Raw genomic sequence first — 23082 nt, 5'->3', positions numbered from 1 at the left:
AGGGGATGTCGAGCGCTCGTCGTGTTCCGCGAGTGGGCGATCGTTCAGGCCCGGCGACGGATGCCTCGGGCGGCCGTGATGACGAGCGCACCGAGTGCGAGGAGTGCCAGGGCGCCCGCGATGACCGCGACCGGCTCGACTCCCGTCTCCGCGAGATCCGACGCAGGGGCCGAACCGTCGGAATCCGAACCATCGGCGTCGGATCCGCTCGCGCCGCCCGAATCTCCGTCGCCAGGGCCGGCAGGCTCCTCCGCAGGCACCTCGATCACCGTCAGCAGCACCTCGCTGCCGTTCCAGCTGCGCTCGAGCGTCACGCCGTCGACCACGAACTGCTCGCTCGGCAGCGGATCGTTGCCCGGTCCGCTCGTCGTCACGACCGCGAAGACCTGGCCCTCGGCCGGAACGAAGCCGTCGACGAATGAGACCGCCCAATCGGCATCGGCGAGGGTCTGCGTTGCAGCACCGATGCGATCGAAGGCGCAGTCCTCGGCGCCGCCGAGCTCGATCTCGACCGTGCCCGCACCGCCGCCCACCTCACCGGTCGCGCCGAGGCAGCCGGGCGAGGCGCCGGGTGCGAGCCGGCCGCTGTCGAGCACGATGTCGCCGAGCGTGCCGGTGCCCTCGAGTCGCGCGGAGACGGTTGCGAGCGTGTCGGCGAACGAACCGTCGACCGCGACGGTGCCCTGCTCGACGTCGAGCCGCGAACCGGCCGCGAGTTCCGACCAGTCGCCCGAGAAGCGCTGCGCCCCGGTGCCGTCGTGAGTGATGGTCCCGCCGCCGCGCACGCTGCCGGCCCACGCCGTCTCGCCATCGCCGCCGAGGAGGAGGCCCGACTCGCCGTCGACGAGCAGCAGCGATCCGCCGCCGCCGGCGAGGGCGCCGACGCGCTCGCGGTCGTTCAGCACGAGCTCGCCGCCGTCGATCGTCACGAGCGCCGTGTCGGCGATGAGGTCGTGCAGTTCGGTGTGCGCGGTGTGCACCGTGGTGACGTCGGCCGCGGCGATCACGAGATCGCCGGGCACCGCGCCGTCGCGGTTCAGTGCGACCGTGCCGGTCTCGGCGAAGGTCGCGCCGACGTAGCTGGAGGTTCCGCCTGCGTCGAAGAGGATCGGCGCATCGGGGCCGTCGCTGTAGAGGTGCAGCTCGCCGGTGCCCGAGACGTCCGCGAGGCTGATCGCCGACGGCGAGGCCAGCGTCTCGACCTTCCCGCCGCCGACGAGTTCGAGGTGGTCGAAGGTGGCGGTCGCTGCGGGCGCGACCGTCGCGACCCGGGAGTCGGCGTCGACGCGCACATGCTCGCCGACGACGATGGTCGCGTCGACCCCGAGTGTCGCCCCTGCCTGCACGGTGGTCGGCGCACCGCCGACCGGCCCGAGCGCGATCTGGTCGCCGGCGACCAGCTCCGAACCGAGCCCGGTCACGGTCGTCGCGCCGTCGTGACCGAATTGGCCCTCGACGATGCGCAGGCGACCGGGGCTCGACTCGGTGCCGATGGTCAGTCCGGCGTCGGGTGCGCTGATGAGCGTCGCGAAGACGGGCAGCTCGCTCGATCCGATGAGCCCCAGCGTGGCCCCTGCCGCGATCGAGAGGCCCCCTGTGAGCAGCAGGGGACTCGCCTCGCCGCCGGCGATCGAGGCGCTCGAGAGCGCATCCACGCCGCCGTCGAGCGAGACGGAGTGGGGGCCCGTCACGATCGACGCGCCAACGGTGGGCCCGTCGGGTCCCAGTTCGATCGGGCGCGGGAAGACGGCATCGCCGGTGAACTCGAGCCGCGAGGCATCCGAGACCTGCAGGGTGCCGCTCGCGGCACCGCAATCGGCGCCGCCGCACGCGAGCACGGCGCCGTCCTCGAGCGCGACCGTGCCCGCGTAGGTGTCGCCGCCCAACTCGAGTCGGCCGTCTCCGCGCAGTTCGAGCCGCTCGGCCGAGCCGCCGAGGTTTGCGCCGATGACGGCGCCGTTCGTCAGGGAGACGATCGACACCGCGAGCGGTGCCTGGGCGAACCCGAGGTGATGGCCGGCCGTGACGGTGAGATCGGCGGCCACGTGCACGAGGTGCTCGCCTGCGGAGTGAACCAGCTCGAGGTCGGTGTCGAAGGTGGTGGGCGCCGACACCGTGAGGAAGTTCGTTTCGACCGGGTCACCGGCGACCGAGTACCCGCCGCCTTCGAACCGCACGTTCGAGAAGACCGTGCCGAACAGGTCGTTCACGGTGTCGAGCACCGCGGGCCCTGTGGGGAACATGAGTCGGTCGCCGTCGCCCGGTGCGGCGCCGGCGCAGCCCGACCAGTTCGCCGCCGACGACCAGGCGGCATCGGCGGCGGCACCCGTCCAGGTGCAGTCGAGGTCGAAGGCGTTCGCCGGTTGGGCCGCGAACGCCGCGGTGAGGATGAGGGCGGATGCCGGCACGGCCACGAGGGCACGGCGGGCAGGCGTCATTTGGGTCATGGCACGAAGCTACGGTCGGCAGAAGCCCTGATGCAGTGGGGGATTCCACGCACCGAGCGGTTCGAACCGGGGGATTCCACGGAACTCGGCGCGGCCCTAGTCTGGGTGCGTCGCGAGGGCGGCGGAATCAGGAGAGGACATGCAGCCGACGACGGTGCTGGTACCGGGGGAACGCGAGGCGCTCGCGGAGCCGGGCTTCGACCGCCTCGCGCTGGGCGCGGTCGGTGCCGCACTGGCCGCGGCCGTCGACCCCGCGACCAGCGTACGACTCGCCCGATACGAGCAGTTCACCGGCCGCGAGACCGAGGCCGACGCGCGTCTCGCCGGGGTGCTCACCGCACCCGGCACGCCGGCGGAGGTGGCGAGGGAGGCGGAGTCACTGCGCCGCCTCGGCATCGCGTTCGAGCCGGCGTTCGGCGAGCTCGACTGGGCGGGCGCCGCGCTCCCGCGAGAGCGCGACAGCGTCGGCATCCGTGAGCGCGTCTCGATCGCCTTCGCCCGCCTGGTCGCCGACGGCCGGGAGCCGGCGCACGGATGGGCCGACGATCATCGGGCCGGTGACTGGGATGGGCAACGTGCGATCGTCGACGATGCTGCGACCGCGCTGCTCGAGCTCCTCGCGAGCGAAGACCTCGACGAACTGCTGCGGGCGATCGACCTCTGCGTCTGGGTGCCGATGATCCAGCTCGCCCACGCCGACCACCAAGGGGTCGTCACCGTCGTCGCCGCTTCACGCGCGGCGCACGCGCGCACCGGGCTCCGCGTGCTCGAGGTCTTCTTCGACTACCTCGAGGGCATCGTGCGGGTCGCGATGCTCGACCTCGCCGAAGGCAAGCGCCTGCTCGACCTCGCCGTCGAGGGCTTCGCCGAGGCATCCGATCGCCGCTGGTGGATGCTCGGCAAGGCCGCACAGGCGCTCGTCGCCGTGCTCACCCACGAGCAGTTGCCGCCCGACCTCGACGAACTCGAGCGCATGCTCGTCTCCGGCAGCTGGCGGCGCGGCCGACGCTCGCTCGGGCAGGCGACCCTGATGCTCATGGCCATCGTCTTCGCCTCGAGCGGCGACCTCGAGGGCGCCAAGCGCGTCGCCCTCGCCGACGGCGGTCTCGACGAGCTCGTGGTGCCCGCGACCGACCGCATCGTCGTCATCGAGGCCGTCGGCCACGTCGCGCTCGCCGAGGGCGACCTCGAGACGTGCGCGCAGATGCTGCGGATCGCCGACCACATGATGGCCTCGCCGATCGTCGTCGCCGGCCGTGAGCGCCTGCGCGCGGCCTTCGAGGCGCGCCGGCTCGCGGGGCCGCTGCCGTCGTCGGCCGCCGAGGAGACCGCAGGGCGCTCCGCCCCCGAACCCGATGCGACGCTCGAGCAGCTTCGCACGAGATGGATGCTGCTCGCGCAGGCCGTCGAACTCGGTGAACGCGACGCGGCGTTCAATGCGCTCGCCGAGTTCGACGCCTTCGCCGCTCGCGCGCGAGCGGCGGCGGTGCGGCAGCGGGCGGTCCGCCTCTTCCATGCACGCACCGCGGAGTCGGTCGAGCTGAGTGCGCGCCAGCTCGAGGTCGCGAGCCTCGCGGCCGCCGGCCTCACCAACCGGGAGATCGCCGCACGCCTGTTCCTCGGCGTGCGCACGGTCGAAGGCTACGTCGCCGGGGCGCTGCGTGCGCTCGGCCTCACCCGGCGCAGCGAACTCGCGGGCGCGGCGCTGCCGATGCGGCTGGATGCCCCGGGCCCGGGCCCGGGCCCGGTCGCGGCGCGCGAGGCGACGCAGGCCGTCGTCGCGCCGGTGCTGCTGCCCCTCCGTCAGGGACAGGTCGCCGCGCTCATCGCCGCGGGGGCGTCGAACGCCGACATCGCGGCCGCCCTGGGCATCACCGAGAAGACCGTCGACAAGCACATCGTGGCGGTCAAGGAGCGCCTCGGCACCTCGACCCGCACCGGGATCGCCGCCGCGTTCACGAGCTGAGCCGGGCTGAGCCGGGCCGAGCCGCCGCGAACAGCGTGCAACTACCGCTCGAGCAGCCGGTCGAGGCCGACGAGACGCAGCAGTTCGTACCCGAGCCCGAGCGTGCAGTACAGCGTGAGCAGCCCGCCGAAGGCCTTCTCGCGCCACGAGCCGGTATCGCCGAGAAGCGGCAGTGCGAGGTAGCCGTTCGGCAGCCACAGGCGGTTCAGCAGCGGGATGTCGCCGACGATCTCGGGCGGGCGCGGCACCCACGGCCAGAGCAGGCCCGGCAGCCCGCCCGTGGTGAGCGCGTCGCCGGCGAGGTGCGCGACGAAGCCGAGGGTCACCGCGAGCGGGAACCAGGCGACCTGCTCGGGCGCGACGACGACGATGAAGAGCCCGAGGGCGATGCCCGCGAGCCAGGCGGTGAGCCACGACTCGACGAGGTCGCGCGCCTTCACGGCGAAGGCGGTGAGCGCCGCGGTGCCGAGGCCGGCGCCGATCGCGACCGTGCCGGGGTCGAAGCGGCCGATCGCGTCGACCGGAACGGTCAGCGCCGCGAGCGCCCAGGCGGCCGCTGCGACGAGCAGCACGGCGACGGGCGAGTGCGCGCCGTGGCGGTGCCCGCCCGAGAGCGCGCCGATGGTGCGCGCGGTGAGCGGCCCGAGGATCGGCACCGAGCGCGAGATCGTCGCACTGTGGTGGTCGGCGTCGGGCAGCAGCGCCGCGCCCGCGCAGACGGTCGCGCCGGCGACCACGCCGACCGGGTCGAGCGGGTACACCCCGGTGGCGAGCAGGGGAACGGCGCCGGTGACCGCGACCCAGGCGGCGGCGCCGCTGATCGCGTGATTCATGCCCATCATCGATCGACGATCGTATCCGCGACCGCCCACATCCCGGTTCCGCGTCGTAGGCTCTGAGGGTGGAACTCCGAGACATCCCCCTGACCACCATCGACGGCGACGCCGTCACCCTCGCCGACTACGCCGACGAGGTGGTGATGGTCGTGAACGTCGCGTCGAAGTGCGGGCTCACCCCGCAGTACACGAAGCTCGAAGAGCTTCAGCGCGAGTACGGCGACCGCGGGTTCACGGTGCTCGGGTTCCCGTGCAACCAGTTCGCCGGCCAGGAGCCGGGCGGGGCCGACGACATCAAGGAGTTCTGCTCGATGACGTATGGCGTGAGCTTTCCGCTGATGGAGAAGACCAAGGTGAACGGCCGCAACCGTCACCCGCTCTACGAGGTGCTCACCAAGGTCGAGGATGCCCGCGGCAAGGCCGGCCGGGTGAAGTGGAACTTCGAGAAGTTCGTGATCCAGCCCGGCGGCGAGGTGTTCCGCTTCCGGCCGACGACCGAGCCCGACGCCCCCGAGATCATCGCGGCGATCGAGCGCGGCATCTCCGAGCGGCGTGCCGCCTGAGGCATCCGCACCCACCCGGCGCGGTTCCTTGACCGCTCGACTGGCGCGGCCCACAATTGGGGGGTCTATCCGAATGCAGGGGAGCGGAGACCGAATGTCCGACGTGTACGCCCGTCAGAGTCACGACGACCAGCCCACGGTGCCCGACTTCGCGCCGCCGCCGCTGTCGGTCGATGACGTGACCGCCGCGCCGCCCGAGAAGGGTGCCGACGGGCGCCCGTGGAGCCGCGACCTGCGGTTCATGCTCGTCGTCCTCGCGGCGATCGTGGCGCTCTTCCTCGCGTTCGCGCTGCTCATCGCATTCAGCCCGACGGGCGCGGCGATCAGCGCCCTCGCGATCATCGCCGCTCCGATCGCCACGATGGTCGCCGCCTACTACGGCATCTCGCTCGCCCTGCGCCAGGTGCGCGACGCGCGCGACGCCGCCGAGTCGGCGGAGGCGCGTGCGCGCGCGGCCGAGACGAGCGCGCGCGAGTCCGATGCCTGGGCCGCGCAGATGGAGTCGGGGCTGCGGGTCTCGGTGGCCAAGCTCCGCGCGGCCGGTGTCGACACCCGCGACGTCGAGCGTGCAGCAGGCACGCCCGACGAGTTCTTCTGATCTCCGCGCCGCGCGGCGCCGAGAGATGAACGGCGCCGCAGCCTGCGGAGCGTGATCGCACGCGAACGGCCTCGCCCACCCGGGCGAGGCCGTTCGGCGTTCAGAGCTCGGCGAGCAGCGACAGCGGTTGTTCGATGCACCCGGCGACGAAGGTCAGGAACGCCGCAGCCTCGGCGCCGTCGCACACGCGGTGGTCGAACGACAGCGTGAGCTCGGTGACCGTGCGCACCGCGAGGGCGCCGTCGACGACCCAGGGCCGCTCGACGAGGCGTCCGATGCCGAGCATCGCGGCCTCGGGGTGGTTGATGATCGCGGCGGAGCCGTCGACGCCCAGCGTGCCGTAGTTGTTCAGTGTGAAGGTGCCGCCCGAGAGCGCCGCGGGTGCGAACACCCCGGTCGCGGCGGCCTCGGTCTGCGTGCCGATCGCGTCGCGCAGCTCGCGCAGGCTCATGCGTTCGGCGCCGTGCACGACGGGCACCATGAGGCCGCGCGGCGTCTGCGCCGCGAGACCGAGATTGACCGCGCCGTGCAGCACGAGCTCGTCGCGGTCGGCGTCGAAGCTCGAGTTGAGCCGCGGGTGCTTGCGGAGGCCCGCGACGACGAACCGGGCGACGAGGGCGGTCGTGCCGAAGCGTTCGCCGGTCGCCGCGTGCAACTGCTTGCGCGCGGCGACGAGCGCGGTCGCGTCGACGTCCATCCAGACGGTCGCCTCGGGGATCTCGCGGCGAGAGCGCGAGAAGTGCGCCGCGGCGGCGCGGCCGATGCGGTCGAGCGGGATCCGTTGGTCACCGGACGCGGGCGCAGCAGCGGTCACCGTCGCCGGCTGCGCCGGTGCGGATGCCTCGACGGTGGCCTGCGGCGTCCCCTGCTGCTCCCCGATGAAGGCCTCGACGTCGCGGCGCATGACGAGGTGGTCGGGGCCCGAGCCGTCGAGCTGCGAGGCGTCGAAGCCGTGCTGCCGGGCGAGGCGCCGCACGATCGGCGAGACCACGGGGGAGCGACGCGCGCTGTCGAGGCGTGAGGGGGCGGCGATGCCACCGCCGCTCGCACCGGTGCCGGGGCCGGAGCCCGTCGCGGCGCCGCTCCGACGTCGGCCGAATCGGGCCGGCGCGGTGGTCGCTCGCTTCGTCACGGTCGAGGTGCGGGTGCCATAGCCGATCAGCACGGCGCCCGACTCCTCGGTCGCGACCTCGGTGGGAGCCGCGACCCCCGGTTCAGCGGCCACGGGCGCCGCCGACGGTGCGGAGACCTCGGAGCCGAGGGTCATGAGCACCGTGCCCGCGTGCAGCGTCTCGCCGACCTGGCCGCCGAGCGACTCGACGACGCCCGCGAACGGCGTGGGGAGCTGCACGACCGACTTCGCCGACTCGAGTTCGACGACGGGCTGGTCGATGGCGACCTCGTCGCCCGGGGCGACGAGCCACGCGACGATCTCGGCCTCGGTGAGGCCCTCGCCGAGGTCGGGCAGGATGAACTCGCGGCTCATGCGTCCCACTCCCACGTGTCGAGCGCCGCGAGGATGCGGTCGGGGGTCGGCAGCTGGTGCTCCTCGAGCTTCGGCGAGGGGTACGGGATGTCGAACCCGGCGATGCGCAGCACCGGGGCGGCGAGATGGTGGAAGTTGCGCTCGGTCACCCGTGCCGCCACCTCGGCGCCGTAACCGCCGAACTGGGCGGCCTCGTGGATGACGGCGGCGCGCGAGGTCTTGCGCACCGACGCGCCCACCGTCTCGTCGTCGAAGGGCGAGAGGCTGCGGAGGTCGACGACCTCGATCGACAGGCCTTCGGCGGCGGCGGCCTCGGCTGCGTCGAGCGCGGTGCGGACGGTGGGGCCGTAGGCGAGCAGGGTGACGTCGTCGCCCGTGCGCACGACCTCGGCGCGGTCCATCGGCGCGGTCGTCACAGGCAGGGCGATCGGCGCCTTCGACCAGTACCGGCTCTTCGGCTCCATGAAGACGACGGGGTCGTCGCTCTCGATCGCCTCGCGCAGCATCGAGTACGCGTCGGCCGGGTTCGAGGGCATCACGACCGTGAGCCCGGGCGTCGACGCCCAGTACGACTCGGATGAGTCGGAGTGGTGCTCGACGCCGCCGATCGCGCCCGCGCACGGGATGCGGACGACCATCGGCAGGGTGACGCGGCCCTTGGTGCGGTTGCGCATCTTCGCGACGTGCGACACCATCTGCTCGAACGCGGGGTAGCTGAACGCGTCGAACTGCATCTCGACGACGGGGCGCATGCCGTACATCGCCATGCCGATCGCCGTGCCGATGATGCCCGACTCGGCGAGCGGCGAATCCCAGATGCGCTCGTCGCCGAACTCGGCCTGCAGGCCGTCGGTGATGCGGAACACACCGCCGAGCGGCCCGACGTCCTCGCCGTACACGATCACGCGGTCGTCGGCGGTCATCGCGTCGCGCAGGGCGGCGTTCAGCGCGCCCGCCATCGTGAGCTGCGTCGGTGCGGATGCCTCGGGGCGGGCGTCCTTCGTCGCGGTGGCGGTCATCGGGCGTCCTCCTGGTGGGTGCCTGCGGCGGCGAGTTCGGCGGCGAGCGCGGCGCGCTGCTCGGCGAGGGCGGCGCGCGGGCGCGCGTAGACGTGGTCGAACAGCTCGAGCGGATCGAGTTCGGCCTCGGCGGTCATGACCTCGCGGGTCGCCGCGGCGAGCTCCTCGGCCTCGTCGGTGATCTCGGCGCGGAGCGTCTCGGTGAGCGCGCCCTCGGAGACGAGGTACTTCTCGAGACGCTCGATCGGGTCGCGCCGCTTCCAGTGCTCGACGTCGCGGGCCGCGCGGTATCGGCTCGGGTCGTCGGAGTTCGTGTGGGGCTCGATGCGGTACGTCACGCCCTCGATGAGGGTCGGCCCGCCGCCGGCGCGGGCCCGCTCGACGGCGGCGTGCGTGATCGCGTACATCGCCGCGACGTCGTTGCCGTCGACGTGGAAGCCCGGCATGCCGTAGCCGACGGCCTTGTCGGCGAGGGTCGCCGCGCGAGTCTGCCGTTCGAGCGGCACGCTGATCGCGAACTGGTTGTTCTGCACGACGAAGACGGTCGGCGTCTGCCAGACGGCCGCGAAGTTGAAGGCCTCGTGGGCGTCGCCCTCGCTCGTGGCGCCGTCGCCGAGGAAGGTCAGCGCGACGATCGGGTCGCGGCGCAGCCGGGCGGCGTGCGCGAGGCCGACCGCGTGCAGCGCCTGCGTGGCGAGCGGCGTCGCCTGGGCCGCCGTGCGGAACTCGTTCTGGTCGTAGCCGTTGTGCCAGTCGCCGCGGAAGGACTGCAGGATGTCTGCGGGGGCGATGCCGCGGGTGAGCAGGGCGATGCTGTCGCGGTAGGTCGGAAACAGCCAGTCGACCCGGTCGAGCGAGGCGACGGCACCGATCTCGCATGCCTCCTGCCCGTAGGCCGAGGGATAGGTCGCGAGGCGGCCCTGCTTGGTGAGCGCGGTCACCTGCACGTCGAAACGGCGGGCGACGACCATCTTGCGGTACAGCCCGAGCAGGGTCTCGGTGTCGGGCAGGGAGAAGCCGCCGGTCGCGTGGCCGGTGACGGCATGACCCGCGTTGTCGAGAAGACGGAGGGGCTTCTCCGAGGGAAGGGTTCGGGTCGGTGCATGCTCGACATTGAGGCTCATGCAGCCATGGTGCGACATGCTCGACCCTCGAGGTCGGGCGTGTCATCCAAGCGTGAACGAACGGCTGCCGAGGGACGAAACCGATGCCATTCGTCCACCCGCAGACCGGTCAGGTGCGCCAGATGTCCAGCGTCTGTGCGGGCGGGTGGCCCTCGATCTCCTCGAGGATGAGGTGCGACCTGGTCGAGACGACGCCGGGCATGTCGTGGATGTCGCGGAGGATCGCCTGACTCAGTTGCTCGTGATCGGGCGCGCTCACGGTGAGGATGATGTCGATGTCGCCCGAGACCGCCTGCACCTTCTCGACGAAGGGGAGTGTCGCGAGCTTCGCGGCGATCTCCTCCCAGGAGACCTCGCCGATGCGCACCACGACGAGCGCCGAGATGTGCAGGCCGATCGAGCGGCGGTCGATCTGCGCGCCGAACCCCGTGATGACGCCGCGCTGCTGCAGCTGCTGCAGGCGGTTGTGCGCCGCCGTGCGCGAGATGTGCACCCGGTCGGCGAGGGTCCGCACCGACAGCCGGCCGTCGCGGCTCAGCTCGGCCACGATTCTGCGGTCGATGCTGTCGAGTGGTTCGTTGCGTTGCGGTGCTTGCGGGGTCATCGTCGTCCTCATGCTTCACGCTCAGCGTACCGGTTCGAGCGTCGCACCCGTTGGAGCGAGCGTCGCATCGGAGCGTGGCGGACCACGGCCGGGAGCAGCGGCCAGACGAGGGCGATGCCCCTGAGCCACGCCGCGCTCACCCGTTGAGCGCGAGCGGTCCACCGGAAGCCGTACGCCGCACGGATCGACGGGGGCAGGAGCGCCGCGGTGAGCAGGCGGACGAAGGGCAGGAGGAGCCGGGTGCCGGGTGGCAAGGACGCCGCGCCGCCGAGCAGCGTGCGGACGACCTCGCGCGCCTCGTCGCCGACCTCGAGCCCGGCGAGCCGCGTGCCCCACCACGCCTCGAACTCGGCACGGCTGTCGGGCCAGCCCTCGCGGCCGGCCTGCAGGCTCGCGCCGAGCGGGGCGTAGCCGCGCACGATGGCGTCGGCATCGGCCTCGTCGAGCTTGCCCCAGAGACGTTCCTCGAGCGCGAGCGCCGTCGCGAGAATCGTGGAGGCGACCCACCGCTGCGCGTCGGCGTCGAAGGCCGAGTACCGGCTCGCCGGCGTGTCGACGGAGCCGCCGCCCGCCTCGCCGCGCACCGGCGCATGACGGGCGTTCACCCGCCGGACGACGGAGCGCCTGACCTCCTCGTCGCCGAAGCCGACCGCGTAGACGTAGTCGAGCGTGCCGAACAACCGGTCGAGCGGGCGGCCCGCGAAGTCGCTGTGCCGTGCCACCCCGTGCGCGACGCGCGGATCGGCGAGCTGCAGCAGAATCGCGGCGCCGCCGCCGAGGAGGAGGATGCCGTCGGCGGCGTGGCGGCTGAACCGCTCGTGGTCGGTCTCTGCGGGGGTCATCAGTACCAGTTGTACTGCTCGGAGTGCGCCCATGCCCCGCAGGGCGCCCCGTAGCGGTCGCCGATGTACGACAGCCCCCACTCGATCTGGGTGGCGGCGTTCGTGCGCCAATCGGCGCCCGCCGACGCCATCTTGCTGCCCGGCAGCGACTGCGGGATTCCGTAGGCACCGCTCGAGGCGTTGTACGCGTCGGCGCGCCAGCCCGACTCGCGCGTCCAGAGCAGCACGAGGCACTCGTACTGGCTCGAGCCCCAGCCGTAGCGGCCGATCGCACGGGCCGCATAGGCTTTCGCCGCGGCGGGGTCGACGACGACGCCCGGCGGGGGAGCGCTCGAGCCGCCGCCGGGCTCCCCGGAGTCGCCCGACCCAAGCGAGTCGTCGTCAGCGTCTGCTGCGGCACGCTCCCGGGCCTCGGCTTCGAGCCGTGCCTGCTCGCCGACCCGGTAGCGTCGCTCGAGTTCGACCGTGCGATCGCGAAGGCTCGCGAGCTGGGCGTAGAGCGTGTCGAGCGCCGTTCTCTGCTCGGCGAGTCGCGCCTCCGCGGCGAGGTGCGCGTCCTCCGCCGCGGCCCTGGCGCGGTCGGCCTCCTGCGCGAGCCGTGACCGCTCCTGCTCGGCGACATCGGCCTGCGCGCTGACCGCCTGGTACGCGGCGCGGTCGGCTGCGGCCCCCGCCGCGACCCCGGCATAGACGTCGGCGAGCCGCGCACTCCGTGTGAGCCCGTCGAGGAGATCCGCCGCGCCGTCCTCGTCGCCCGTGAAGAGCAGGCGGAGCGTGACATCCGCGCCGCCCGTGCGCGCGAGCATGCCGGTGAGTCGACCGAACTCCGTCTGCGACTCCTGAGCGGACTGCCCGGCGGACTCGGCCGATCCTCGGAGCGCCTTCGCGCGATCGGCCGCCTCACGGCGCGCGGCCTCTGCGGCGGCCGCGACGGCGGCGGCTTCGACCGCGGCGTCGCCGAGCACCGCGGCCTCGCCCTCGAGCCGGTCGACCAGCGCCGTGATGCGCGACGACTCCGCCTCGCGTGCGGCGACGCTCCGCTTCGACTCCTCGACCTCGCCCCAGCTGGGGTACTCCTCGGCACCGGCCGGGGTCGCGACCGCGCCGAGTGCGATGATGAGCGCGAGCACGCTCGCGGCGCATGCGATCGGGCCTCCTCGGCGCATCGACTCACCCCCTCGAGGCGGCGAGTCTACCCACGTCGCCTCTCGGCGGCCGCTCGGACACGCAGCGTACACTCGGCGCGTGCGTTCGTCCCGGTTGCTGGCCCCGCTCCTCGTCACGCTCACCGCGATGACGCTCGCGGGGTGCGCGGGTGCCGCGCCGACGGTCGCCCCGGAGGCCTCGCCGACGCGGTCGGCAACCCTGACCCCGACCCCGACCCCGACGCCGATCGACTCGTCGGCCGCCTGGGTCGACGAGCGGCTGGCGGGACTCAGCACGCAGCAGAAGGCCGCGACCCTGCTGATGCTGCATGCGCCGGGGACCGACCCGGCGCCGTCGCGCGCGCTCATCGACGCGGGAGCCTCGGGCGTGATCCTCATGGGCGACAACATCGCGGGCGACGCGCCCTCGCTCGCGGCGCTCACGGCCGCACTCATTTCCGACCCCGAGCTGCCGCCGCTCGTCGGCGTCGACCAAGAGGGCGGCGAGGTCTCGAGACTCGACTGGGATTCCGCCGCGAGCGCGGCGACGCTGCGGGACGCGCCGCCCGCCGCGACCCGGGACGCGTTCGCCGCACGTGCCGCGAGCGTGGCCGCGGGAGGCGCGAACGTGAACTTCGGCGTTATCGCGGATGTCACGGGCGACCCCGGCTCATTCATCTCGGGTCGGGTGCTCGGCGCCGATCCGGCGGCTGCCGCCGAACGGGTCGGGGCCGCGGTCGCGGGGGAGCGGGGCACGGTGGCGAGCACGCTCAAGCACTTCCCCGGGCACGGGGCGGCACCGGGCGACTCGCACACGAGCATTCCGACCGCGCCGACGAGCCTCGCCGAGTGGCGGGCGGGCGCGGCACTGCCGTTCGCCGCGGGCATCGACGCCGGCGCCGAACTCGTGATGACCGGCCACCTCGCCTACCCGGCGGTCGACGCGGCACCCGCGTCGCTCTCGGCCGAGTGGCACCGGATCCTCCGGGAGGAGCTCGGCTTCGAGGGCGTCGTCATCACCGACGACATGCTGATGCTCCAGCACAACGGACTCGCCGAGTACGCCGATCCGGGCGAGAACGCCGTGCGCGCGGTCGCCGCGGGGGCCGACCTGCTTCTGTACGTCCTCCCCGCCGATCCCGCGGAGTTCGGCATCTCGGTCGACGGACTGGTGGGTTCGATCACGGCCGCGGTCGACTCGGGGCGCATCTCCGAGGAGCGCCTCGACGACGCGGTCCGACACGTGCTCACGCTGCGTCGTTCGCTCGCCTGAGCCGTTCTCGCGAACGAATATTTCCATGCATGGGAATAGATCTTCCCGGTGCGCGCGTTGACCCCCGATGAGCCGATCGGCTCAGTACCGAACTCTTGGGAGCAACCGCAACATGACGACCACCGCCTCGACGATCGAGATCCCCGGCTACCGCGCAGGAACCTGGACGATCGACCCCGCCCACAGCGAAGTGGCCTTCTCCGTCCGTCACCTCATGATCAGCAAGGTCAAGGGCAAGTTCGAGCGTTTCACCGCGACCTTCGTCACGGCCGAGAACCCGCTCGACTCGACCGTGACCGCGTCGGCCGAGGTCGCCTCGGTGACCACGAACGAGCCCACCCGTGACGCGCACCTGCGCACCGGCGACTTCTTCGAGGCCGAGACCTACCCGACGATCGACTTCGTCTCGACGGGCGTGCGCGTCGAGAACGGCGACTTCAAGGTCGACGGCGAGCTGACGATGCACGGCGTGACGAAGTCCGTGACCTTCGACTTCGACTTCGGCGGCTTCGGCGGCGACCCCTACGGCAACTACAAGGGCGGCGCGACGGCCAAGACCGTGATCAACCGCGAGGAGTTCGGCCTGCACTACAACGCCGCGCTCGAGACCGGCGGCGTGCTGCTCGGCGATCAGGTCACCATCACCCTCGAACTGCAGGCGCAGCTCGAGCAGTAATCGCTCGCGCGATCACCACAACGGGCCGGATGCCACGGGCATCCGGCCCGTCGTCGTATCCGCTGTGGTCCGGGGCGATCCCCGACGGCGCCGCGCAGGCTCACCCCTGCCGCACGGTGACCTCGCCGAGGGTCGTCGACCAGAACCCGGCCCACCGCTCGAAAGCGGGAGCGAACTCGTCGGCGTCGACCGACCCGCTGAACGGGGCGAGCTCGATCGCCGTCGAACCGCGCCGCTCGGGCGCGCGGCGCCAGGTGCCGACAACCTCGCCGTCGGCCACGAGGATCGGCAGGAACAGGCCGTTCTTGCCCGGCACGACGCGCCCGGCATCGGCCGGGGAGCAGAAGGCCGTACGGTCGCCATAACCGAGGAAGTACTCGTCGAACGGCGCGAGCACGTGCCGGCTCGGCGCGGATCGGGCCGGGCCGGGGTCGGCGTCGGCAGCGACGAATCGTTCGTCGCCCACCGCGACCACCGAGTCACCGGCGGCTGAGGCCCCGAGCCGTGCCTGGGTGAGGGTGAGCCCCGTCCACCAGGCGAAGTCGCGCGCCGAGACCGGCCCGTGGCCGCGCGCGTAGCCGGTGAAGAGCAGCCCGAGCGTCTCGTCGGCGTCGCCCGGCTCGCCCGAGCCGGCGGGCGACCATTCGTCGAGCAGCACGAAGCGCTGCCGGGCTCGGGTGTCGACCGGCCCGCAGCAGAGCAGCCCCTCGATCGCGAGGCGCCAGATCAGGTGGTACCCGCGCTGTCCCTCGATCGGGATGCCGGCGGCCGCCCACGCCGCCTGCAACTCGTCGCGGGACGCCGAGCGACCTCCCTCGAGCTCGCGGATCGCGACCGCACGCGCGGCCGCGTGCACGGCGTCGTCGATGCCCTCGTCGAGATGGATCTTCGACGCGCGCTGCATGAGCCGCGCGGCGGTCAGGCGGAGGATCGGCCGCAGCATCGACGGCTCGACGAAGTGCAGGGTGCCGCGCATCGGCCAGGAGCGCAGCAGCGAGCGGTCGTCGATCGCCGACTCCACGGCTGCCTCGCTCGACCCGGGCACCCTCGCGCCGATCACCCACTTCGCGGCGGCCAGGTCTTGCGCCTGCACGCACACGAGCCGTTCGAGCGCCGCGGCGGGCGACGCGAAGCCGCCTACGAGCCCCTGAGCGCGGAGTCGAGCGGCACGCAGCGCGACGATCGAGGGGTCGCTCGAGACATCGGTCATGCTGCGATTCTGCCGGGTACCGCCGACATCGACTTGACGCCGCCCCGCGAACGATAGACTGGACGGCTGTGCCGTTCGGCACCGATTCCCCATGAACGCCCAGGAGGCCCCGCCGTGCTCGCCGTCCACGATCTCGAGATCCGCGTCGGTGCGCGCCTCCTCATGGAGCACGTGAACTTCCGCGTCTCCGACGGCGACAAGATCGGCCTCGTCGGCCGCAACGGCGCGGGCAAGACCACGCTCACGAAGACCCTCGCCGGCGAGACCCTGCCCACCGACGGCAAGATCGACCGCACCGGCGAAATCGGCTACCTCCCGCAGGACCCTCGCTCCGGCGACCCCGAGATGCTCGCCCGCACGCGCATCCTCGACGCGCGCGGCCTCGGCTCGCTCGTGCTCGGCATGCACGAGGCATCCATGAACATGGGCAGCGACGACCCGGTCGTCGCCGAGAAGGCGATGAAGAAGTACGGCAACCTCACCGACCGCTTCAACGCGCTCGGCGGGTACGCCGCCGAGGCCGAGGCCGCCTCCATCGCCTCGAACCTGAACCTGCCCGACCGCATCCTCGACCAGCCGCTGAAGACGCTCTCGGGCGGCCAGCGCCGGCGCATCGAGCTCGCGCGCATCCTCTTCTCCGACGCCGACACGATGATCCTCGACGAGCCGACGAACCACCTCGACGCCGACTCCGTCGTCTGGCTCCGCGAGTTCCTGAAGAACTACAAGGGCGGCGTCATCGTGATCTCGCACGACGTCGTGCTCGTCGAGGAGGTCGTGAACCGCGTCTTCTACCTCGACGCGAACCGTTCGATCATCGACATCTACAACATGGGCTGGAAGCACTACCAGCGCCAGCGCGCCGCCGACGAGGAGCGCCGCAAGAAGGAGCGCGCCAACGCCGAGAAGAAGGCGGGCGTGCTGCAGCTGCAGGCCGCGAAGTTCGGCGCGAAGGCCTCGAAGGCCGCCGCCGCCCACCAGATGGTCGCGCGCGCCGAGAAGCTGCTCGCCGGCCTCGAGGAGGTGCGCGCCGTCGACCGCGTCGCCAAGCTGCGCTTCCCGACCCCGGCGCCGTGCGGCCGCACGCCGATCACAGCGAGCGACCTGTCGAAGAGCTACGGCTCGCTCGAGATCTTCACCGCCGTCGACCTCGCGATCGACCGCGGGTCGAAGGTCGTCATCATCGGCCTGAACGGCGCCGGCAAGACGACGCTGCTGCGCATCCTCGCGGGCGTCGACGCGCCCGACACCGGCGTCGTCGAGGCCGGCCACGGACTCCGCGTCGGCTACTACGCGCAGGAGCACGAGACCATCGACGTCAAGCGCTCGGTGCTCGAGAACATGGTGAGCTCCTCGCCGAACCTCACCGAGACCGAGGCCCGCAAGGTGCTCGGCTCGTTCCTCTTCACCGGCGACGACGTGCACAAGGCCGCGGGCGTGCTCTCGGGCGGCGAGAAGACGCGCCTCGCGCTCGCGATGATCGTCGTCTCCGGCGCCAACGTGCTGCTCCTCGACGAGCCGACGAACAACCTCGACCCCGCGAGCCGCGCCGAGATCCTCGACGCGCTCGCGCACTACGAGGGCTCGGTCGTGCTCGTCTCGCACGACCCGGGCGCCGTCGAGGCGCTGAACCCCGAGCGCGTGCTGATCATGCCCGACGGCACCGAAGACCACTGGAGCCGCGAGTACCAGGAGCTCATCGAGCTGGCTTGAGACCGACACGGCGCGTCGCCTCCGCGTGGAGCCTCACCGCCGGTCGAGCACCTGGTCCTCGTAGTCGGCGTCCTCGCCGCCGCGGCTCTGCGGCTTCGGCCTCCGCGGCGCGCGCCGCGAGTCGTCCGACGCCCCGGATGCCTCGGCGAGGCCCTTGCGCTCCTGGTTCGCCGCCCAGCCGAGCCCGATGAAGGCGAGCAGCGCGAAGACGTACCACTGCAGCGCGTAGGAGAGGTGCGGACCCTCGTCGCGCTCGGGGCGCGGGGCCGCGAGGGGCGGTTCGGCCGCGTCGTCGCCCGACTGCACGAGGATGCCGTAGGCGCCCGTGTACGCGGGCTCGCCGACGCGCTCGGCGAGTTCGTCGAGGTCGATCGTGGCGAACTCGATGCCGGTGCTCGTGCGGCCCTCGATGCGCCCCTCGCCGGCCTTCAGCCGGGCGGTCGCCTCGACCCGCCCGGCAGGCGGCGCCGGGATCTCGCTCGGCCGGCCGTCGGAGTTCTGCGCGATCCAGCCGCGGTCGACCATGAACACGGTGCCGTCGTCGAGTCGGAACGGGGTGATCACCTCGAAGCCCGTGCTGCCGCCGAGCGGGCGGTTGCGCACGACGACCTCCTCGGCGGGCAGGTACTCGCCCGAGAGCTCGACGACCTGCCAGCGCTGCTCGACGTCGAAGGCGGCGGGGTCGGGCAGCGCCTCGGAGACCGGGATCGGGTCGGCGTCGTAGTTCGCATCGATGCGGGCCACCTCGGCGAGCGCCTCGGCCCGGCGGTTGAGCTGCCACGTGCCGAGCGCCGAGCAGGCGATCGCGAAGACGATGGTGAGCGCGAGGTAGCCCGCCCACCGCGGTGCGAGGAGGAAGCGCCACTCGTTCACGCGCGGCCCCCCGCCGAGGCGTCCGACGGCGAACCCGAGGCAGTCTCGAACGCGGCGACCTCGACCGGGAAGGAACGCGACGTGAGGAACTCGCGGAGATAGCCGACGTGCTCGTCGCAGGCGAGCCAGGTCTTGCCGCGGTCGCCCGTGTGGATGCGGGGATTGCGCCAGTCGATCCGCCACACGGCCGCCTCGTGGCATCCGGCGCGCGAACAGCTTCCCTGGGCGGGAGCGCCGCCGAATCCGCCGATCATGCGGCTCCTCGTTCATGGTGCTCGTCCTGGGCGGTGCCGGCATCGCCGGGACCCGCCGCTGGCGGGGGAGTGCGCCGCACGAGCCCGCCGGGCCGGAGCACCCGACTCGTGCGCCTCGGGCTGCCGACGTTCGCGAGCACGACGGCGAAGTAGGGGAGGAAGATCGCACCGGCCGCGCAGACCGCGAGCCACCAGCCGTCGACGAAGAGCATCGCGACGATGCAGAGCACGCGGATCGACATCGCGATCGTGTACTTGATCATGCGCGAGTGCCGCTCCGCCTCGGGCGAAGGCGGCAGCGTGGTGATCGACTGCTGCTTCATGCTGGTCGCCGCAGGCCTGACGGCGCTCCTCTTCCCCTCAAGCCTACGTCGATTCCGGCCGGTCGGATGCCGCTTCGGACGAGCCTCTATGCTGGGACGGGCCGCACGGCCGAACCCGAAGAAACGGAGTCCAGCATGACGACGAGCCGCACTGTCCTCGTGACCGGTGGCAACCGCGGCATCGGCTATGCGATCGCCCGCGAGTTCCTCGCGCAGGGGCACCGCGTCGCGGTGACCGCCCGCTCGGGCGAAGGCCCCGAAGGCGCGCTCACGGTGCGCGCCGACGTCACCGACTCCGAGTCGGTCGACCGGGCGTTCTCCGAGATCGAGGCCGCGCTCGGCCCGGTCGAGGTCGTCGTGGCGAACGCCGGCATCACCCGCGACATGCTGCTCATGCGCATGAGCGACGACGATTTCACGAGCGTCGTCGACACGAACCTCACGGGCGCCTTCCGCGTCGTCAAGCGCGCCTCGAAGGGCATGCTCAAGGCGAAGTTCGGCCGCATCGTGCTGATCTCGAGCGTCGTGGGCCTCTACGGCTCGGCCGGCCAGGTCAACTACTCCTCGTCGAAGGCCGGCCTCGTCGGCATGGCCCGCTCGCTCACCCGCGAACTCGGCGCCCGCAACATCACCGCCAACGTCGTCGCGCCGGGCTTCATCGAGACCGACATGACCGACGAACTGCCCGAGGCTCAGCAGGCCGAGTACAAGAAGAACATCCCGCTCGGCCGCTTCGCCTCGCCCGACGAGGTCGCGCGCGTCGTCGCATGGCTCGCAGGCGACGACGCCGGCTACATCTCGGGCGCCGTCATCCCCGTCGACGGCGGGCTCGGCATGGGGCACTGACCGCACCCGTCGTCCCGGTCGGCTCAGGGTCGACCGAGCAGGAGGGCCGGTACGCGATCGCGTACCGGCCCTCCCTCGTCTGCGTGCGCGTCAGCCGCGCAGGCCGAGGACGGCGAGGACCGCGCTGAGGTCGGGGCGGTCGATCGCGAGGTCGGCCTGCGCCCGCACCACGGGCTTCGCGCAGAACGCGACGCCGAGCGCGGCCCGGTCGAGCATCAGCAGGTCGTTCGCACCGTCGCCGACGGCGACCGTTCGGGCGAGGGGGATGCCGCCGACCGCTGCCCACTCCTCGAGCGCGGTCGCTTTCGCCGCGGCGTCGACGATCGGGCCGTCGACGCGGCCGGTGAGTCGCCCGTCAGCTGTCTCGAGGCGGTTGGCCCGGCAGAAGTCGAGGCCGAGGCGCGATGCGAGCGGGTCGAGCAGCTCGTGGAACCCGCCCGAGACGACGCCGACGAGCCCGCCTGCGGCGTGCACGCCGTCGATGAGCTCCTGGACGCCGTCGGTGGGCGTCATCCGCTCGCGAGCGGCGGCGAGTACCGTCTCGTCGAGCCCGGCGAGCGTTGCGACGCGCTCGCGCAGGCTCGCCGCGAAGTCGAGCTCGCCGCGCATCGCGCGCTCGGTGACGGCGGCGACGTGCTCGAGACTGCCGGCCTGCTCGGCGAGCAGTTCGATCGCCTCCTCCCGGATGAGCGTCGAGTCGGCGTCGAGCACCACGAGGGGGCCGCTCGCGCGGCCCGGGACTGCGGGGCTCACGCGGTCGCCCGAACGCGCGAACCCTTGCCGACGACCGTGATGCCGCTGTCGGTCACGATGAAACCGCGCGCCAGATCTTCGCCGCGGTCGACGCCGATGCGCGCCCCCGCCTCGACGACGACCTCCTTGTCGAGGATGGCGCGCTGCACCGTCGCCCGTGCGTCGATGCGTGCGCGATCGAACAGGATCGAGTCGGAGACGTGCGCGCCCGACCCGACGACCGCCCACGGGCCGATCACGCTGCGCTCGACGTGCGCCCCCGAGATCACCGAGCCGAGCGACACGATCGAGTCGATCACCGTGCCGAGGGTGCCGCGTGCATCGCGGGTGAACTTCGCCGGCGGGGAGTTCAGCTGCTGGCTGAAGATGGGCCACTCGCGGTTGTAGAGGTTGAAGACCGGCATCACCGAGATCAGGTCCTGGTGCGCCTCGAAGAAGGAGTCGATCGTTCCGACGTCGCGCCAGTAGTAGCGGTCGCGGTCGGTCGAGCCGGGGACCTCGTTCTGCTTGAGGTCGTAGACGCCGGCGTCGCCCTGCGCGACGAAGGCCGGGATGATGTCGCCGCCCATGTCATGGCTCGAATCGTTGCGTTCGCCGTCGCGGAGCACGGCGTCGATGAGTGCGTCGGCGTCGAAGACGTAGTTGCCCATCGACGCGAGCACCTCGCCGGGGGAGTCGGGGAGCCCGACCGGGTCGGTGGGCTTCTCGAGGAAGCGGTGGATGCGGCCCGGGCGCGCGGGGTCGACCTCGATGACGCCGAACTGGTCGGCGAGCGCGATCGGCTGGCGGATCGCCGCGACGGTCGCCGAGGCGCCCGACTCGACGTGCGCGTCGATCATCTGCGAGAAGTCCATGCGGTACACGTGGTCGGCGCCGACCACGACGATGATGTCGGGGCGCTCGTCGTAGATCAGGTTGAGGCTCTGCAGGATCGCGTCGGCCGAACCCGAGAACCAGCGCTTGCCGAGCCGTTGCTGCGCGGGCACCGAGGCGACGTAGGAGTTCAGCAGGCCGTTCAGCCGCCAGGTCTGCGAGACGTGGCGGTCGAGCGAGTGCGACTTGTACTGGGTCAGCACGACCACCTGACGCAGGCCCGAGTTCAAGAGGTTCGAGAGGGCGAAGTCGATCAATCGGTACTGCCCGCCGAACGGCACCGCGGGCTTCGCCCGGTCCTCCGTCAGGGGCATGAGTCGCTTGCCCTCACCACCTGCGAGGACGATACCGAAGACCTTGCGCGAAACCATGAGGCAACTGTAACCAGCCTGCGCGACTTTGCCGCGTTCGGGTTTCGGCACGTGTCCTCCGCCCCTGCGCTACCGTTGCCTGCATGCGCGTCGACCTCCTCACCCGTGAGTATCCGCCCGAGGTGTACGGCGGTGCCGGCGTGCACGCCGCGGAGCTCGTCCGCGCGCTCCGCGCGAGCATCGACGTGCGCGTCCGCTGCTTCGGCGCACCCCGCGACGAGGCAGGAACGCGGGCCTACGCCATCCCGAGCGACTTCGACGAGGCGAACCCCGCGCTGTCGACGATGGCGGTCGATCTGCTGATGGCCGGCGACGCCGCCGGGGCCGACCTCGTGCACTCGCACACCTGGTACGCGAACTTCGCCGGTCTCACCGCGAAACGCCTCCACGGCATCCCGCACGTCGTGACCGCGCACAGCCTCGAGCCGCTCCGGCCGTGGAAGGCCGAACAGCTCGGCGGCGGCTACCGGTTGAGCTCGTGGGTCGAGCGCACCGCATTCGAAGACGCCGACGCGGTCATCGCCGTGAGCGAGGGGATGCGCCGCGACATCCTGCGCGCGTACCCCGACCTCGACCCGTCGAAGGTCGACGTCGTCGTCAACGGCATCGACCTCACCGACTGGGCGCCGTCGCACGACGCCGACGCGGTGCGCGCGCTCGGCGTCGACCCCGAGCGGCCCTCCATCGTGTTCGTCGGCCGCATCACCCGGCAGAAGGGGCTGCCGTACCTGCTGCGCGCCGCGCGCCTGCTGCCGCCCGAGGTGCAGCTCGTGCTCTGCGCAGGCGCACCCGACACCGACGAGATCATGGCCGAGGTGACCGCACTCGTCGACGGGCTCCGTGCCGAACGCGAGGGCGTCGTCTGGATCGACCGCCACCTTCCGCGCCACGAGCTGACCGCGCTGCTCACCGCGGCCACGACCTTCGTCTGCCCGTCGATCTACGAGCCCCTCGGCATCGTGAACCTCGAGGCGATGGCCTGCGGGGCGCCGGTCGTCGGCACCGCGACCGGTGGGATCCCCGAGGTCGTCGACGACGGCGTCACGGGCGTGCTCGTGCCGATCGAGCAGGCCGACGACGGCACCGGCACGCCGCTCGACCCCGAGCGGTTCGTCCGCGATCTCGCCGAGGCGCTGACGCGGGTCGTGGGCGATCCGGCACGCGCCGCCGAGATGGGCGCCGCCGGGCGGCGCCGCGCCGAGACGCACTTCGCGTGGGACGCGATCGCCGCGCGCACGATCGAGGTGTACGAGCGGGTCCTCGCTCGCTGACCGGATGTGCGCCCGC

General features: G+C 72.3%; 22 protein-coding genes. 8 read left to right on the top strand and 14 right to left on the bottom strand.

Annotated features, from left to right (window positions below; translation table 11 throughout):
* Positions 1-44 precede the first annotated feature (44 nt).
* Positions 45-2447 (bottom strand): hypothetical protein, encoded by a 2403-nt coding sequence (locus GQQ93_RS12645; RefSeq protein WP_157424574.1) that lies wholly within the window; start codon positions 2445-2447, stop codon positions 45-47.
* 139 nt (positions 2448-2586) lie between these two features.
* Between GQQ93_RS12645 and GQQ93_RS12640 the strand changes: the two genes are divergently transcribed.
* On the top strand, positions 2587-4413 hold the full coding sequence (locus GQQ93_RS12640; RefSeq protein WP_157424573.1) for a helix-turn-helix transcriptional regulator: 1827 nt from the start codon (positions 2587-2589) through the stop codon (positions 4411-4413).
* A gap of 41 nt (positions 4414-4454) precedes the next feature.
* Here the strand turns inward: GQQ93_RS12640 and GQQ93_RS12635 are convergent, their stop codons facing one another.
* Positions 4455-5246 carry a metal-dependent hydrolase gene (locus tag GQQ93_RS12635; protein WP_170296191.1) on the bottom strand — a complete coding sequence of 264 codons (792 nt, stop codon included), beginning with the start codon at positions 5244-5246 and terminating at the stop codon, positions 4455-4457.
* A 68-nt stretch (positions 5247-5314) separates the two neighbouring features.
* On the opposite strand from GQQ93_RS12635, the gene GQQ93_RS12630 reads away from it, so the two are divergent.
* Positions 5315-5812, top strand: coding sequence for a glutathione peroxidase (locus tag GQQ93_RS12630; protein ID WP_157424571.1), 498 nt, complete (start codon positions 5315-5317; stop codon positions 5810-5812).
* A gap of 94 nt (positions 5813-5906) precedes the next feature.
* Positions 5907-6410: a hypothetical protein gene (locus GQQ93_RS12625; protein WP_157424570.1), complete on the top strand. Its 504-nt coding sequence runs from the start codon at positions 5907-5909 to the stop codon at positions 6408-6410.
* 100 nt (positions 6411-6510) lie between these two features.
* Here the strand turns inward: GQQ93_RS12625 and GQQ93_RS12620 are convergent, their stop codons facing one another.
* From GQQ93_RS12620 to GQQ93_RS17950, 6 genes are all read right to left on the bottom strand, one after another.
* Positions 6511-7896: a dihydrolipoamide acetyltransferase family protein gene (locus GQQ93_RS12620; RefSeq protein WP_157424569.1), complete on the bottom strand. Its 1386-nt coding sequence runs from the start codon at positions 7894-7896 to the stop codon at positions 6511-6513.
* Positions 7893-8915: an alpha-ketoacid dehydrogenase subunit beta gene (locus tag GQQ93_RS12615; protein ID WP_157424568.1), complete on the bottom strand. Its 1023-nt coding sequence runs from the start codon at positions 8913-8915 to the stop codon at positions 7893-7895. Before GQQ93_RS12615 ends, GQQ93_RS12620 begins: the two co-directional genes overlap by 4 nt.
* Complete coding sequence (pdhA, locus tag GQQ93_RS12610) at positions 8912-10039, bottom strand: pyruvate dehydrogenase (acetyl-transferring) E1 component subunit alpha (protein ID WP_157424567.1); 1128 nt, start codon at positions 10037-10039, stop codon at positions 8912-8914. The genes GQQ93_RS12615 and pdhA overlap by 4 nt, the downstream gene beginning before the upstream one ends.
* Positions 10040-10148: 109 nt before the next feature.
* The gene (locus GQQ93_RS12605; RefSeq protein ID WP_157424566.1) at positions 10149-10643 is read right to left on the bottom strand and encodes an Lrp/AsnC family transcriptional regulator; all 495 of its coding nucleotides are present in this window, start codon (positions 10641-10643) and stop codon (positions 10149-10151) included.
* An 8-nt stretch (positions 10644-10651) separates the two neighbouring features.
* A complete protein-coding gene (locus GQQ93_RS12600) occupies positions 10652-11485 on the bottom strand; it encodes an oxygenase MpaB family protein (protein WP_157424565.1) in 834 nt (277 codons plus the stop codon).
* Positions 11485-12651 carry an aggregation-promoting factor C-terminal-like domain-containing protein gene (locus GQQ93_RS17950; RefSeq protein ID WP_212277330.1) on the bottom strand — a complete coding sequence of 389 codons (1167 nt, stop codon included), beginning with the start codon at positions 12649-12651 and terminating at the stop codon, positions 11485-11487. The genes GQQ93_RS12600 and GQQ93_RS17950 overlap by 1 nt, the downstream gene beginning before the upstream one ends.
* Before the next feature lie 79 nt (positions 12652-12730).
* On the opposite strand from GQQ93_RS17950, the gene GQQ93_RS12590 reads away from it, so the two are divergent.
* Together GQQ93_RS12590 and GQQ93_RS12585 are read left to right on the top strand one after the other, a co-directional pair.
* A complete protein-coding gene (locus tag GQQ93_RS12590; RefSeq protein ID WP_246192306.1) occupies positions 12731-13903 on the top strand; it encodes a glycoside hydrolase family 3 N-terminal domain-containing protein in 1173 nt (390 codons plus the stop codon).
* Between the two features lie 112 nt (positions 13904-14015).
* Positions 14016-14579 (top strand): YceI family protein, encoded by a 564-nt coding sequence (locus tag GQQ93_RS12585; RefSeq protein ID WP_157424564.1) that lies wholly within the window; start codon positions 14016-14018, stop codon positions 14577-14579.
* A gap of 100 nt (positions 14580-14679) precedes the next feature.
* Here the strand turns inward: GQQ93_RS12585 and GQQ93_RS12580 are convergent, their stop codons facing one another.
* Positions 14680-15789 (bottom strand): winged helix DNA-binding domain-containing protein, encoded by a 1110-nt coding sequence (locus tag GQQ93_RS12580; RefSeq protein ID WP_170296190.1) that lies wholly within the window; start codon positions 15787-15789, stop codon positions 14680-14682.
* A gap of 114 nt (positions 15790-15903) precedes the next feature.
* Here GQQ93_RS12580 and GQQ93_RS12575 point away from each other — a divergent pair, with 114 nt between their 5' ends.
* Positions 15904-17502 (top strand): ABC-F family ATP-binding cassette domain-containing protein, encoded by a 1599-nt coding sequence (locus GQQ93_RS12575; protein WP_157424562.1) that lies wholly within the window; start codon positions 15904-15906, stop codon positions 17500-17502.
* A 33-nt stretch (positions 17503-17535) separates the two neighbouring features.
* Here the strand turns inward: GQQ93_RS12575 and GQQ93_RS12570 are convergent, their stop codons facing one another.
* The 3 genes from GQQ93_RS12570 to GQQ93_RS12560 are packed head-to-tail and all read right to left on the bottom strand — an operon-like array spanning position 17536 to position 18952.
* On the bottom strand, positions 17536-18375 hold the full coding sequence (locus GQQ93_RS12570) for an SURF1 family cytochrome oxidase biogenesis protein (protein ID WP_157424561.1): 840 nt from the start codon (positions 18373-18375) through the stop codon (positions 17536-17538).
* On the bottom strand, positions 18372-18629 hold the full coding sequence (locus GQQ93_RS12565; protein ID WP_157424560.1) for a hypothetical protein: 258 nt from the start codon (positions 18627-18629) through the stop codon (positions 18372-18374). Before GQQ93_RS12565 ends, GQQ93_RS12570 begins: the two co-directional genes overlap by 4 nt.
* A complete protein-coding gene (locus GQQ93_RS12560) occupies positions 18626-18952 on the bottom strand; it encodes a DUF3099 domain-containing protein (protein ID WP_157424559.1) in 327 nt (108 codons plus the stop codon). Before GQQ93_RS12560 ends, GQQ93_RS12565 begins: the two co-directional genes overlap by 4 nt.
* 135 nt (positions 18953-19087) lie before the next feature.
* On the opposite strand from GQQ93_RS12560, the gene GQQ93_RS12555 reads away from it, so the two are divergent.
* Positions 19088-19798 (top strand): beta-ketoacyl-ACP reductase, encoded by a 711-nt coding sequence (locus GQQ93_RS12555; protein WP_157424558.1) that lies wholly within the window; start codon positions 19088-19090, stop codon positions 19796-19798.
* A gap of 90 nt (positions 19799-19888) precedes the next feature.
* Here the strand turns inward: GQQ93_RS12555 and serB are convergent, their stop codons facing one another.
* Both serB and glgC read right to left on the bottom strand, forming a co-directional pair.
* The gene (gene serB, locus GQQ93_RS12550; RefSeq protein WP_157424557.1) at positions 19889-20551 is read right to left on the bottom strand and encodes a phosphoserine phosphatase SerB; all 663 of its coding nucleotides are present in this window, start codon (positions 20549-20551) and stop codon (positions 19889-19891) included.
* Positions 20548-21795, bottom strand: a complete 1248-nt coding sequence (glgC, locus tag GQQ93_RS12545) for a glucose-1-phosphate adenylyltransferase (RefSeq protein WP_157424556.1) — start codon at positions 21793-21795, stop codon at positions 20548-20550. Before glgC ends, serB begins: the two co-directional genes overlap by 4 nt.
* A gap of 83 nt (positions 21796-21878) precedes the next feature.
* Between glgC and glgA the strand changes: the two genes are divergently transcribed.
* A complete protein-coding gene (gene glgA, locus GQQ93_RS12540; protein ID WP_157424555.1) occupies positions 21879-23066 on the top strand; it encodes a glycogen synthase in 1188 nt (395 codons plus the stop codon).
* Positions 23067-23082 lie beyond the last annotated feature (16 nt).

Origin of the sequence: Agromyces lapidis (genome assembly GCF_009749405.1) — a bacterium.
Taxonomy (GTDB): Bacteria; Actinomycetota; Actinomycetes; order Actinomycetales; family Microbacteriaceae; genus Agromyces; species Agromyces lapidis.
Note: the sequence above shows the minus strand (reverse complement) of the source record. Positions and strands in the feature narration are given on the sequence as shown.